General features: G+C 41.8%; 15 protein-coding genes. 3 read left to right on the top strand and 12 right to left on the bottom strand.

What is annotated here, in order from left to right; all coding sequences use genetic code 11:
- From ACPW7N_RS16845 to ACPW7N_RS16870, 6 genes are all read right to left on the bottom strand, one after another.
- Nucleotides 1-375: right-handed parallel beta-helix repeat-containing protein (locus ACPW7N_RS16845; protein WP_425652271.1), on the bottom strand; the 375-nt coding region annotated here is incomplete at its 3' end.
- Nucleotides 372-935 (bottom strand): hypothetical protein, encoded by a 564-nt coding sequence (locus ACPW7N_RS16850; RefSeq protein WP_425652272.1) that lies wholly within the window; start codon nucleotides 933-935, stop codon nucleotides 372-374. The genes ACPW7N_RS16845 and ACPW7N_RS16850, both read right to left, overlap by 4 nt.
- Before the next feature lie 78 nt (nucleotides 936-1,013).
- A complete protein-coding gene (nosZ, locus tag ACPW7N_RS16855; protein WP_425652273.1) occupies nucleotides 1,014-2,888 on the bottom strand; it encodes a Sec-dependent nitrous-oxide reductase in 1,875 nt (624 codons plus the stop codon).
- Between the two features lie 41 nt (nucleotides 2,889-2,929).
- Complete coding sequence (locus ACPW7N_RS16860) at nucleotides 2,930-3,376, bottom strand: cytochrome C (protein ID WP_425652274.1); 447 nt, start codon at nucleotides 3,374-3,376, stop codon at nucleotides 2,930-2,932.
- A gap of 89 nt (nucleotides 3,377-3,465) precedes the next feature.
- The gene (gene lpdD / locus ACPW7N_RS16865; RefSeq protein WP_425652275.1) at nucleotides 3,466-3,804 is read right to left on the bottom strand and encodes a prenylated flavin chaperone LpdD; all 339 of its coding nucleotides are present in this window, start codon (nucleotides 3,802-3,804) and stop codon (nucleotides 3,466-3,468) included.
- Between the two features lie 133 nt (nucleotides 3,805-3,937).
- Nucleotides 3,938-4,474, bottom strand: a complete 537-nt coding sequence (locus ACPW7N_RS16870; RefSeq protein WP_425652276.1) for a hemerythrin domain-containing protein — start codon at nucleotides 4,472-4,474, stop codon at nucleotides 3,938-3,940.
- 229 nt (nucleotides 4,475-4,703) lie between these two features.
- Between ACPW7N_RS16870 and ACPW7N_RS16875 the strand changes: the two genes are divergently transcribed.
- Genes ACPW7N_RS16875 through ACPW7N_RS16885 form a run of 3 tightly spaced genes read left to right on the top strand, consistent with a single transcriptional unit; the run spans nucleotide 4,704 to nucleotide 7,116 of the window.
- The gene (locus tag ACPW7N_RS16875; protein WP_425652277.1) at nucleotides 4,704-4,943 is read left to right on the top strand and encodes a FeoA family protein; all 240 of its coding nucleotides are present in this window, start codon (nucleotides 4,704-4,706) and stop codon (nucleotides 4,941-4,943) included.
- Nucleotides 4,940-6,949, top strand: a complete 2,010-nt coding sequence (feoB, locus tag ACPW7N_RS16880; RefSeq protein ID WP_425652278.1) for a ferrous iron transport protein B — start codon at nucleotides 4,940-4,942, stop codon at nucleotides 6,947-6,949. Before ACPW7N_RS16875 ends, feoB begins: the two co-directional genes overlap by 4 nt.
- Before the next feature lie 20 nt (nucleotides 6,950-6,969).
- Nucleotides 6,970-7,116 (top strand): FeoB-associated Cys-rich membrane protein, encoded by a 147-nt coding sequence (locus tag ACPW7N_RS16885; RefSeq protein WP_425652279.1) that lies wholly within the window; start codon nucleotides 6,970-6,972, stop codon nucleotides 7,114-7,116.
- 69 nt (nucleotides 7,117-7,185) lie between these two features.
- On the opposite strand, the gene ACPW7N_RS16890 is transcribed toward ACPW7N_RS16885, so the two are convergent.
- The 6 genes from ACPW7N_RS16890 to ACPW7N_RS16915 all read right to left on the bottom strand — a co-directional run bounded on the left by ACPW7N_RS16890 (nucleotide 7,186) and on the right by ACPW7N_RS16915 (nucleotide 13,485).
- Entirely contained in the window at nucleotides 7,186-8,229 is a 1,044-nt protein-coding gene (locus tag ACPW7N_RS16890; RefSeq protein ID WP_425652280.1) for an SGNH/GDSL hydrolase family protein, read from the bottom strand.
- Nucleotides 8,230-8,408: 179 nt separating this feature from the next.
- Nucleotides 8,409-9,488 carry an HD-GYP domain-containing protein gene (locus ACPW7N_RS16895; protein WP_425652281.1) on the bottom strand — a complete coding sequence of 360 codons (1,080 nt, stop codon included), beginning with the start codon at nucleotides 9,486-9,488 and terminating at the stop codon, nucleotides 8,409-8,411.
- A 204-nt stretch (nucleotides 9,489-9,692) separates the two neighbouring features.
- On the bottom strand, nucleotides 9,693-11,285 hold the full coding sequence (locus tag ACPW7N_RS16900) for a YifB family Mg chelatase-like AAA ATPase (protein WP_425652282.1): 1,593 nt from the start codon (nucleotides 11,283-11,285) through the stop codon (nucleotides 9,693-9,695).
- A 119-nt stretch (nucleotides 11,286-11,404) separates the two neighbouring features.
- Nucleotides 11,405-12,091, bottom strand: a complete 687-nt coding sequence (locus ACPW7N_RS16905) for a DUF5071 domain-containing protein (protein WP_425652283.1) — start codon at nucleotides 12,089-12,091, stop codon at nucleotides 11,405-11,407.
- 255 nt (nucleotides 12,092-12,346) lie between these two features.
- Nucleotides 12,347-12,736, bottom strand: coding sequence for a tetratricopeptide repeat protein (locus tag ACPW7N_RS16910; RefSeq protein WP_425652284.1), 390 nt, complete (start codon nucleotides 12,734-12,736; stop codon nucleotides 12,347-12,349).
- Nucleotides 12,736-13,485, bottom strand: a complete 750-nt coding sequence (locus tag ACPW7N_RS16915; RefSeq protein ID WP_425652285.1) for a DUF4184 family protein — start codon at nucleotides 13,483-13,485, stop codon at nucleotides 12,736-12,738. Before ACPW7N_RS16915 ends, ACPW7N_RS16910 begins: the two co-directional genes overlap by 1 nt.
- Between the last annotated feature and the right edge of the window lie 4 nt (nucleotides 13,486-13,489).

The raw sequence follows: 13,489 nt of genomic DNA on the forward strand, positions 1-13,489 counted from the left end.
GTGATAGGAATCCGAAATTTCAATGTTCTCAATGATGTTATTGGATGAATTCACCTTCACTGCCGCATATTCTTCACGTGAATTCATGCTTTTGCTTCCATGCTCCACCTTCAACTGATCGAGATGGACATTTGGTGAATCGATTTGGATCACATTGCCGGTCGCATCTCCACGAATAATGGTATTGCTCTTTCCTATGATGGTTAGCGGCTTTGTGATTACGAGATTCCCCTCATACGTTCGATCGTCCAAAGTAATCGTTGCATTTGCTTGCGCCTGATCAATCTTCTCTTGCAACGATTCCTCTGCGAATGTGATTGACATGCTGATTGACCAAAGAAGTACTCCTAGCCACAAAGCTGCTAATTTTCTCATTGATTTCGTTCCCTCCATAGCGGGATTACGAGTAGAAGGAATGCCGCTCCAATTAGAAAAGAACCATAGGTAAAGTAGCTGTGAGTAACAAAGTTGGCGATTGTGTTCTCACCGATCATCGGTGGAATAAATGGATCAATTTTGATCGGAGCTTTCGGATCGAGATTCGTGCCAAACGCTTTTAGCCAACGATTAATGTCATAAAGCCCAAGAATTCCCCCTACACCGAAGAGTCCTACTATTCCGTACAACAACGATTTCTTTCTTAGTATTGCAACTACAAGGGTGAGAACCGCCATCCCGCCAATCACCCAAGGCAAGAACTGCAACTCTGGGAATGTTTCTTCGCTGAATGGAGCCATGCCAACGTAATGATTCAGTCCGTTTACAATGTCATATTTTCCATCTAGCTTATAAGGGTAAACAATAATATCAAGTCCTTCTGGATATTGAGGGGCAAAAAATTTCATTTGCCACCAAGGGAAAAAGATGGACACCGCTATCAGTACAGAAGCAATACCGATCATCACAGTAGAAGTCAGTGATAGTTTTCGTGCCACTCTACTCATCTCCTATTTAAATTAGGAAAAGAAGGGGCATCACATGGACACCCGCTTCATTTCCAAAGTCTGAACCTCTTAATTTTTTGGTTTTACCAGCAAGTAACCTGTCATTTCTTGGTGAAGCGCAGAGCAGAAGTTTGTGCAATAGATCGGGAATGTTCCCGCTTTATCAGCAGTGAACTCCATTGTTCTTGTTTCACCTGGTTGAATTTCGAAGTTCAGGTTTAAGTTGTTGATACCAAAGCCGTGGGTAATGTCCTCATCCAAATCGATGTTGGTCAGATGGATGACTACTTTGTCGCCTTGGTTTACTTCAATAACGTCTTGACGTTTTGCTTTTGCATCAAGGATGAACTTCGAACGCATTGCAATACCGTAAACGTGTACTTCATTGCCTTTACGCTCGATACGTGCATCATCAGCTTTCCAAACAGAATTAGGTCGTTTTTCATCCTTCTCAATAACTTCAGTTGTCTTGATCTTGTCTGCTTTGATCATTTGAGCATAGTGAGGCTCTGGGTCAACTGGTGCTGATTGAATGACTCTCATCTTGTCTCCAGACAGATCAATCAACTGCATGGATTCAGGGTGAGATGGACCTACAGAAAGATAGCTGTCTTTTGCAATTTTGTTCAGAGATACTAAGTATTTACCATCTGGGCTAGCACTGTCACCTTCTGCTGCAGCACTGTGTCCAGGAGAGTATTGAACAGCAACACGGTCAAGAGTTTCACCGGTTTGTACATTCCACTTAACTACCTCAGATGAGATGAACATGGTTGTATAAGCTAAACCTTTGTCGTCGAATTGAGTATGAAGTGGTCCAAGAGCATTCGGTGGGTTCACTTCACGTTCCATAACGGAATTGTAATCAAGAACTGGAATGCCTTTTTCTTCGCCAGAGAACTTCTTGTTTTTGATAGCATCGAATGCTTTTTCAAAAGAGAACACAGTCATTGCAGGAGCCAATTTACCAGAAGCAATAAAATTCTTACCATCTGGAGTTACGTCAACCCCGTGCGGAGACTTGGCAACTGGTACCAGGTAGATACCACCCTTGTGTTTCTCAGGGAAGATCACCTTCGAACCGCCAACCTCTTCAAATTGACCAGCAGCAACCATCTTTTCGAGCTCTTTCCAATTCCAGAGAATAATGTAGTCGCGGTCTTTTTGGGAAGCGTTGATTTCCAGGTTCGTTGTTGCTTCTTCTGTATTGTAGGTTGTCATAACAGCCCACTCATGAGAAGGTCCTTTACCCGCATCGGACAAGTCATAGTTCCAAGGTGGCAGGGCAACTTGCCAAGGAATGGAAAGTTTTTTGCTCGCCTCATCAAATTTCACAGCAGACAATGTACCTCTGAACTCTTTGCTGTAGTCATCGAGTGACGCATATTTGCGCTCGAGCGGAACAGCGAAACGAGTCGGCATGAACAAGTACTCTGTATTTTCAGTAACGAAGGCAGCGCAGTGAGGACCCGCAACGTTCGGTGCTTGAATCATGTCAATAGTCTGGAATGTTTTCAGATCCATTACCGCCGCACGGTTGTTGGCTACGTCAGTAGCGAACATCCATTTTCCATCGTATTCCCCTTTTGTTTCAGAGAATGCCGGATGGTGGAAGTCACCCCATGTGTATCCGCCTAACATTTCTTTGGTTTCTTTTTCATATCCATAACCCGTTGCAGAATCGATGGAGAATACAGGAACCGTACGGATCTTTCTCATGGATGGAACGCCATAGACGAACAGATGTCCAGAGTGTCCACCAGAAGCAAACAAATAGTACTCATCCAATTTACCGAAAGGTACGTGTACTTTTTCGGCATCAGATTTGATCTTCGTGTCTTCCGCTGTTGTTTTAGGACCTACGGAAGTTGAGCCAGCAAAAAACACAGTTGCTGCAATGAACCCCGTAAGAACCCCGGAGACGATTGGAACAATCTTCTTCATGAAGAATCCTCCTCAAAATTTTCATCAAAGAAATAAGATAATTACTTTTCTGACGCTAGTTTTAACGCTTTCAGAATTGCTTCGCGTTCCTCATCTGTCAATGGATTACCACCAATAACGCCAGACATTACGGCAGAAGTCGGCTTCTTGAGGAACTCTTCAATTGGTACCCCGTGCTTATCTTTCACGTTAACAAATGCTTTGGATAAATCAGGTCCAGCTGCTCCACCTTGCAAGTTTAGAGCTGAAATGGAGTGACATCCAATACAACCTTTTGTTGTAAAAATCTGACCTTCTGATGAAGAAGCAGTTGCCGCAGGTGCTGCAGGTGCTGCAGGCGTTTCTGCTTTACTCTCATCTGCCTTGGCAGGAGTAGAAGTTGCAGGTTCGCTGGCAACATCCTTAGAACCCTGGGATTGATAGTAAACATATCCCCCTGCAAACGTGATTGCAAAGCAAAGGAAGAATATCAAAAGATTTTTATTCATACTAAACCTCCCTTCATTCGTACTTCACTTACTATGATATTCCTATAATTTTCCCATACCTGTGTTTTCTGTCACACTTCACAAAGTTGTCAAACTATGTCACAAATTAGCAAAAGCGCTTCTTCCATAGCCTCTCGAGCCGTTACCACTGCGGTTTCTATATCTTTTTTAGTTGCTTGATCAATATGAATACCAACAATAACTGTCACAGATTTGTTACATTTCCGGCATGCTTGTCTGGCAAATTCGACTGCAAGTTCGTCCTCTCTATGACCAGGCACGGTAACAAGACCTACTTCTACTTCGCCATCAACAAGGTAAGCTGTTGCCGTTGCGCCGATGTGTGCAACACCTCCTGTTACTAGAAAGACCAAGTCTTCCCCCATTTGATAGTGTTTTACTTCGATTCCAAACGGTCTCAAGCTCATGCATATACCATCCCTTACCATTATTTATAACATGTAAATGTTGGAAATGATAGATTAAAAAACGAAAAAACTGCACCATCCGTCAATATCTGACAGATAGTGCAGAACATGTCGCTCTATTAAATATGGTTGCCTAGTTGATCTCGTTAAATTTTACTACCAGCTCTTCTTTTTCTGCGTCAGTCAGCATTTGTTGAGCCATTGGGAAGAGCACATTTTCTTCTTTCATAAAATGCTCTGTCAAAATCATATAGGCATTCATTAAATGGGAGGCAATACCTTTTGCTTCGTCTTTTTCTACTGTTTCGCCGATTGCAGCCATTTTTTCTGTGAATTGTTTCAGGTTTCTCTTTGCTTGATCATGCTCGTATTCCATTACAGAGATTGGTCCTGTTTCGCGGCCGATGTATTTTGCCATCATCACGAACAAAACATCTTCTTCACGAATGGAGTGAGGATCCAGTTCACTGATAAACTTCTGTGCCTTTTCGTTCAAATGACGAAGTGCATCCGCCCAGTTACTTGTCGCTTCGTCTCCGCCAATGTCTTTTGCAAGTAGATAAAACTCGTCCATTTGTGCACGTAATGGAATATGCTCTTCTTTGAGACGAGCCAATGCGGGGCTCAAAGGTAAATTGTTCACATTTGGAATTCCACATCCGAAACTCATAGTTAAAAGCCTCCTTCGTTTTACTCTAAGCAACAGTATAGTCTTTCACCTAATTTGATCTGTTAATCTGATCACATTTAACAATAATGAGACAATTTGTTTTAAAGCCATTTTACCACGTTCCAGAAGGATAAAAATGTGATTTTTGTCATACGACTCGTGTTGAAAGCATGATATAGTAAAACCTGAAGCATTGATAAAGATTATCATTTTCCTTTCGGAGGCAAGTATGAAAACATACAAAAATCTTGTCGACATCCAGCCAGGCACAAAGGTATGCATTTGCGATATTTCCAAGGTTAACTCGATCGTACTGCGGCGTCTCATCGATCTGGGTATTATGGAAGGTACAGAAATTTGCATGAAACGCCGTAGCCCATTCGGAGGGCCGCTCACATTAGAGGCGAACGGACAAAGCATTGGCATCAGGCGCAATGAAGCAAGCATGATCGAGGTGCAGTTCGTATGATGAAAATAGCGCTTGTAGGCAATCCCAATACAGGAAAGACCTCGCTCTTCAATACGTTGACTGGCTCATACGAGTATGTTGGCAACTGGGCGGGCGTTACTGTTGAGAAAAAAGTAGGGATGCTTAAAAACAAGCAAGGGCATCTTATTGACTTGCCGGGAATTTATTCCCTTAACCCGCTTTCTCGTGATGAAGGGGTTGCAAGTCAGTTTTTGTTGACTGAAGATTTCGAAGCGATTTTAAATATCGTCGATGCTTCTCAATTAGAACGTAATTTGTACTTAACTGTTCAATTACTGGAGTACGGGAAACCCCTGTTAGTTGGTTTAAATATGGTCGATGTGGCCCAAAATCGTGGGCTTGATATCGATCACAAAAAATTGTCAGAGCGATTGGGAGTTCCTATCGTTCCTATTGTTGCGCGTACAGGTAAGGGAAGTAATGAACTTTCATCAGAATTAAACACCATTACGAAAAAGCAAACTCAGCCCCTCACCCTCTACTATGGTGCGATTGTTGAAAAAGCGATACTGCGTTTAGCCAATCACCTCCCTTCTGATACGACTCTTCCTGTTCGTTGGTTAGCTTTGCAGTTCCTGGAGGGTAATCCGATCGTCCGAACCGAGTGGGAAAAATATGTGGATGCGAAAACACTCGCTGAATTGTACCAAGATGTTGAGCTTCAAGTGAAACAGCAGCAACTTGCATCTTCTCTTCCGCATTTCCTCCGCCAGATTCGAACGACCTTTATTAAAGAAGTGATTGATCAGGCATTGGTGCGAACAAAAACGATTGAACATACCTTTACTGACCGGATCGATGCCATTGTGACCAACAAATACTTAGGGATGCCGATCTTTCTGCTGTTCATGTATCTGATGTTCAAATTAACATTTGATTGGGTGGGCAGCCCGCTCTCCGATCTGTTGGATGAGTTCATTTCTGGTCCGCTGAGTGAAATGGTCGTTTCGCTTTTAACCTCGATGGGCGCATCGGAATTTACTCATGCCCTGATCGTGGATGGTATTATTGGCGGCGTCGGCGGCGTACTCGTCTTCGTTCCACAAATATTTATGTTGTTTTTCCTGATCTCTTTCATCGAGGACTCTGGTTATATGTCCCGTGTTACCATCGTAATGGATAAATTAATGGAGATTGTCGGTTTGAATGGAAAGTCCTTTATCCCGATGATCATCGGATTTGGTTGTAACGTGCCAGCAGTAATGACTGCCCGTACCATTGAACAGCCAAAGGAACGCCTGTTGACAACTCTTTTGATCCCGTTGATGTCATGTTCGGCACGTCTTCCTGTATACAGCTTGTTCGTAGGTGCTTTCTTTGTAAAAAATCAGGCATCGGTCGTTCTTTCCCTATACGTTCTCGGAATCGTTTTGGCCCTTTTACTGGCGAAGTTGTTCTCCTCTACATTGCTAAGACAGGAAACAACGATGTTCATTGTTGAACTCCCTCCTTATCGTCTGCCACAAGGTCGCACCTTGTTCCGCAGCACCTGGGAAAAAGGAAAAGGATTTATTCGCAAGGCGGGTACATTTATTCTCGGGGGTTCTGTTCTCATCTGGTTCCTCTCCTACGCTGGCCCTGGCGGTTTTGATGTTGATATGAATCATAGCTTTCTCGCCATGATTGGTGGAATCGTCGCACCTCTGCTTTCCCCAATCGGTTTTGGCAACTGGCAAGCAAGCTCGGCATTGATCACCGGATTCTTCGCCAAGGAAGTTGTCGTTTCAACGATGAATATTATTTATAACGCACCAGATGTGGACAGTTTGACAGGAATGGTAGGACAATTTTTTACGCCATTGCAAGCATTCTCATTTATGGCTTTTGTACTGCTTTATGTTCCTTGTCTGGCTACTGTTGGGGTTATTCGCAAAGAAACGGCTTCAACTCGCTGGACGTTGTTTTCGATTTCCTATTCACTGGTTCTAGCCTACCTGATTTCATTCATTATTTATCGTGGAGGCTTGCTAATCGGTTTAACGTAATGGAAGGGAGATGAATTTTTATGATTGATATTCTCATCGGCTCTCTCGTGTTTGGTTACGCAGGTTGGACAATCTACCGATACGTAAAAAAAAGCAAGCAAGGCTCTTGTTCTGGCTGCGCCCATACTACAAGTTGTGGAGTTACCGATTGTTCAGAACAAAAATAAAACAGTGATGGATACAACCCTTTCGAATTCATCGATTTTCTTGATTCGAAAGGGTTTTTTGTCATTCTTTTATTTTACTGTGACGGGTATTTTTATCAGTTCACCATCAAATAGAGCCTTGATAGTCGCTTCCCCTTTATCTTTTGCTTCAATCAGACCTGCCTTTACTCTCGCAACCTTGCTTTTCGTAGTAGTCCATTTTGCAAAGGCAGTGACATTTTCCCTAGCGCCATTTTTATATACTGCTGTAAGCTTCAGTTGCGTTTTTGCACCTTCTTTTAACGTAACACTCTTTTTGCTAATCAGCAGTTTCTCTGCCTTGAATTCTTTTATTACATAATTCCAGAACAAATCAGCGACAACTTCATACCCTTCTTCACTTAGATGGATATTTAGTGGATTAGGCAAATACTTCTCAAAATCCTCAGCAATTGCATCGGCTGTCGGTACAAACGTCGCTTTTTCATTCTTGGCTACCTTTTGAATCGTCTTGTTAAGCAAATCAAGGATTGGTTTCAATTGTTTCTGTTGTTCCTCTGGAAGGTACGAGTACGGATTGTAATACCCCATGATATAGAGGGACACATCATCATTCAGTTCGTGAATTTCCCTTGAGATGAAAGTAAGATTGGAACCGATTTGAGTCAAAACCTGTTGCACGACAGCAGGATCAGCATTGACAGTACCATCTGGTAATATTTTTATTTGCTTTAACAGATCATTGGCACCTGCATCCAGTGTGATGATTTCGGCGTCACGAATATTTTCACGGATGCCTTTTTCATCCTTACTTGAATCTGTATCTTTTTTTACATCATTTTTGATATCATCGAGCACGTTGGTGGTCGTATATCCTGGTACGGCATATCGCTTGTCCCAATGTGCGAGATAGCCAATCCGTTCGATTCTCTCAGCCAAAAAATCGGTATACCCTTTCCCCAATTCATTATACGGTGTCACACCCGCTGCAAGAGAATTTCCTAATGCCAAGTAATCGACTTCTTCTCTCTGCTCCTGCTTGGCAAAAACACTCGTAGCAAAAACGAGTGCCCAGATCAGTGTAAGCGAAACAATGATTTTGGTGCTATGATAGAAACCCTTCCGAAGATTCACGATGATTCCCCCTTATAAAATAGAAATGATCAGAATAGTACCTATATTCAACCAAAATTTGCCAGTTCCTTTCTGTTTTGCCCATCATTGCCTAGTAAGAAAAAACGGAAGTATTCGACGAAAAACCCGAACAGGAATCTGCTCGGGTTTTTTGAGGACAGTTTATTTTTTTGAAGGCCCTATCCAATCATGCGTTCGATGGCAAGTCCCCGGTGGTGTCGTAAATCCAGGTATTCATCATGGCGACGGACAAGCGGCCTCATCGGTTCATCCTGGTAAATGAGGACCACTTCCACCTCATCTCCGCTATTGAGGACAGCACGTGAGCCTGTATACAAGGTTGCAATGAAATGAATGAAACGAGTAGCAATTTCTGCGTTAATTTTGCCTAAACAGGCCTCATTCCATAACAAATTGGCTGCTTCAAATGGAGATGTACGTCGTTTATAAACACGATCAGAGCAAATGGCATCAAATACATCTGCAACCATTACAATTTGTGTGTAGTAGGAAAGACCTTTTTGAACCCGCTTCTCCGGATATCCGGAACCATCCAGTCTTTCATGGTGAGACAAGGCGATGTCAGCAAAAATTTCAGACCCACCCTCCATTTTGGATAGCAAATTATATCCATGAACGGTGTGTAGCTTCATTTGTTCGAACTCTTCTTCCGTTAATTTACCAGGCTTCATCAGAATCTCTTTGGGAACTAACATTTTTCCCACATCATGAAGCAGCCCCGCTTGTCCAATCAGAATAATTTCTTCTTTTGAAAGCCTAAGTAATTTTGCAATTAAGGCAGATAGAATTCCTACGTTAATAGAATGCCGGTATGTATAACCTTCTGAGCCGTCAAGGACATACAGTGCTCTGAATATTCCCGATTGGTTCAGGATTTGGTCAACTAACGGAAGAAAAGGGCCAGAAAACTGATTGATCGGTGGAATGTAATCCTCCCGAATTTCGTCAAAAAGTTGCCTTGCATTATCCAAAACGGTAACATAGGCTGCTGAAACTTCTTTTTCAATATAGAAATTTTGTAGATGTTTACTCAGTTCTTCATTGGGATCATCTTGTTGAGTTGATGTTTCATTCTTGTCCTCTACGTCGACGTACATGATCTTTTGTCGCAGCATTTTAAAGATCTCTGAACTGGATAATACCGTTCCTCTGGAAAGTAGAAGTAATCCGCTTCTGCTAAATACATCCTGGTTCAGTATACGTCCTACAAGAGAAACATCTAATGGTACTAACGCCATAAGTCTCCTCCCTTTACTAGATCCCTACAAATTTCATTCGTTATGTAAACAAAGTAAATTAATTCCAAAACCTAACTTGAGTATACAACCATTTGTCGAATTATCAAGAAGTAGCATATGAATTAGAGTAAAGTACCTAAGAGATATACTTTTTTAAAAGATAATCTCTATTACTTCAGTCCTATTATTTGATAACCGGGACTTTTATCCTAATTCCTTTTTTATCAAATTTCTGTCCAGTGCACGATACCGGATTGCTTCAGCAACATGGGCAGCAACTACCTGATCGGATGCACTGAGATCTGCAATGGTTCTTGCTACTTTCAAGATTCGATCATACGCTCTTGCACTTAACCCCATCGTTTCAAAAGCTACCTTCAACATGCGCTTGGCTTCCTGATCCAGTTGGATGAATCGTCTTATTTCTCCCGAGCTCATTCTGCTGTTAAACGGCAACTCTTTTCCATGGGAAAACCGCTGAAGCTGCAGAAGTCGGGCGTTCTCTACCCGTTTCTTGATACTTACAGATGCCTCTTCTTCCTTTCGATCCCCTAACAGTTCAATTGAGACCCGAGGAACTTCCAGCTGGATATCAATGCGGTCAAGCAAAGGTCCTGAAATGCGTGAGCGATAACGCTGAACGTGAGACGGATGGCAAGTACACTGCTGTTGATTTGCCGAGCCGTAGTAACCGCATGGACAAGGATTCATCGACCCAATTAAGAGAAATTGAGCTGGATATGAGTAAACCTGCTTCACTCGCCCAATTGCCACCTTGCCTGATTCCAATGGCTGCCTGAGCACCTCCAATACACTACGTGGAAACTCAGGCATTTCATCGAGAAACAGAATACCGGAATGGGCTAAACTGCATTCGCCTGGACGAGGGTTATGTGCGCCCCCTCCAATCAATGCGGCTTGCGTAATGGTATGGTGCGGAGCTCGGAAGGGACGCTCCCGGATTAACCCGCTTTTCCTCGTTAAATGCCCTGCTATGCTGTATATCTTGGTTGTCTCATATGCTTCGTCATTGCTCATCTCTGGCATGATGGATGGCATGCAGGTAGCGAGCATGGTTTTGCCAGATCCAGGTGGCCCGATGAGTAAGACGTTATGAAATCCTGCCGCCGCTACCTCCAAGCCTCTTTTCACGAGAGCTTGTCCGCAGACATCGGCGAAATCCTGTGTTGTTCGTTGTTCTTGAGATACTTTTTGATGATGAGTGTCTTCGATAAAAATGTGTGGAGAGTGAGGGAGATTGTCATGATGCACTGTTGGCTGCGAGGTTGGTTGATCTCCCTTCCACAGTTGGACAGCTTCATGCAGGGTGGATGCGGGGAGAATGGTCGCATTGACTAATCTTGCTTCTGATTCATTGTGTATGGGAATAACCACATCGGTAAAGCCTTGTTTCGTAGCTTCTAGAAGAATCGGTAAAACGCCGGGAATGGGTAGTAGAGTTCCATCCAATGCGATCTCACCCAATATCACGGTCTTCTTTTCACGTGGTGGTATTTGTTTGGAGGCAAGCAATATCCCTAATGCGATGGAAAGATCAAACCCAGAGCCCTCTTTTCTCAGGTCGGCAGGAGCGAGGTTCACGGTTATCCGTTGCATGGGAAACTCAAAGCCGGAATTGCGAAGTGCTGCTCTCACACGATCCCTGGCTTCTTTGACCGCCGATCCTCCGAGTCCAACTACATCGAACTGCGGCAATCCGTTGGAAATATCCACTTCTACGGTAACGATCATCCCGTCGATTCCGAGTATCGTTCCTGAAAAGGTCTGTGCGTACATGATCTGTCCTCCTCAAAACTCGGTTCTATGCTGTGATCTGCTATATGAACACTGTTATAGTTTTAGAGTAGGAGAAGACAGAGAAGGGGGCAAATAAATTTATCCTATTAGAAATAAACCTACATATCGTTTAATCGAGCTAGCAACTCTTTTGCCTCTTGATCAAACTCCCATTCTTTCTCATTCGCACTAGGATTAAAAGCTAATCTTCTTAACTCTGGAACGATTTCGATTAACACTTCATTCGGAAGTTCTTTTATAATCCAGCCTATACATGCAAATTGCCATGTATCATCTCCTGAGTTTAATATTCTTTTTAACTCAGGGATGATTCGTTTTCCGCATTTTAATAATATTTTTGGTAGTATCTGAGCTACTGGCCAATTAATATTTTGCATCCATTCCATCAATTCCGGAATTACAGGCTGTAGTTGATCTGAGTCTAAATCTAGTAGCCTTTCAACTGTTTCAGTATCCATTTTGTCTTTAGGAATAAGATCGAGTAGAGAAGGCGATTTGGTCAATGTTCTTTTAATAAAATTTGTAGCAGAAAAGGAGTGGCCGTAATGTTTATAAACGAGCGCACCAATCATTGCTTCATCGAGATCGTTAAACCACCAACCTACTTCTTTGAAGTCCACATATGCAACATACCGAATCATTTTGTTATTTGAATAGTCATATGTTGTTTCTTTTTTTACAAATTGAAAATCTTCCATTTCAAATATTTCTAGCACAGTGGTAACATATGAATCGGTTTTGCTTTCGTTCAGTTCTATTAATTTCTTTTTTTTCTCAGAGTCCATCTTCACAACTCCTTTTCTAAAAAACCCCTTCTGTTGTATTCTATGAAATCATGAAGAAACATTGTATATACCGATAGCACTAATCGTTGATCGATCTTTGTCCCAACCACTTAGATTCCTTCAGCTTCTATAATTATTGTAAAGTCATACCTTAAACGAATGTAATAATCAGATGGCAGTTTATCCCGTAAGTCTTCCAATCTTTCTCCCAAACAACCTAATTGCCATCTTTTTCATAAAAAATATCTACCTTTTTTATTCCTCAGCATCCATCTTCTCTATGATTTGTTTAAATAAAATAGCATCAGTATGGTCAGGGGTTATTTTCAGTGTAGTATTTATATCCTCTAATGCTTCGTGAGTAATTGCCTGCTCTAACTCTGAACTCGCTCTTTCGAAATCTTTAATTGAATCTTCAATAGCTCCTAAAAAGTCAGCAGAATCAAATTTTGTCATTCCTCTGAAGTAAAACGCCTGAGAATCAGACTGATCTAAACTAATAATCCTTGAAAAGAGCTTAAGTTTATGCGGGATATCACCATGATCATATATTCGTTTGTAATGGTGAAAGGAACTGTTTAAAAAGTTTTTTACGATATGAAATAACAAGGCTTCAATAAAAATCCAGACGTCCAGTATCATCATTATTCTCTCATTCTTTCTTTCCATTGATAAACAACTGACGAAATGACAATTCCAATCCAAAATCCAGTGATGGGAGCGACTACAATTATGCCTAATTTATTTTCACTGGAGCTGACTGTTAATTTTAAGATCAATACAAGCAGGGTAGTCAGCAGAACAATAAACCAATATCTGATTTTTTGTTGGATACTAGCTGATTGAAATCTTTGGACTGCTGTACCTTTTTTTACTCTATTGAGCAACAGTAAGATCGGTACGATTAATCCAATTAGTGACAAACTGTGCTGTAGAATTTTATATGTTGGTAATCCCAATGCTTTGCTTTGGAGGAAAGTGCTTTGTACCACAAAATATCCTCCGACGTGTGTAAATGAATCAATAAATATGTGAGTCAAAAACCCTATAATAATTGAAACTATGAAAGTTACCCACTTATTTAGTGTGTTAAGTATCCACTGTTTTCTCTGTATGCTTATGTTCTGTCGGATTTGTTTACTGAAAGGCAAGTGAAACAGCATCTGTCTTTTCACGACATAATGAAATAAAAGAGCTAGACAAACACTTATCGGAATTGCCTGAAAGAACAAGCCTTGTAGTGTGTGTCCGATCGTCTGGTAAGGTTCCAACATGAAAAAGTATTCAAAATCTGGAGACATGCTTCCGAGAATCAGTCCTGTAAGACTGAACCACCTTGGTTTTACTCTCTTGAAAGGAGCCGCATACAGTGGATGGGCAAATGTAAATGGCATTGCA

The sequence above is a fragment of the Brevibacillus nigriterrae genome (genome assembly GCF_049846925.1).
In the GTDB taxonomy this organism is placed as follows: domain Bacteria; phylum Bacillota; class Bacilli; order Brevibacillales; family Brevibacillaceae; genus Brevibacillus_H.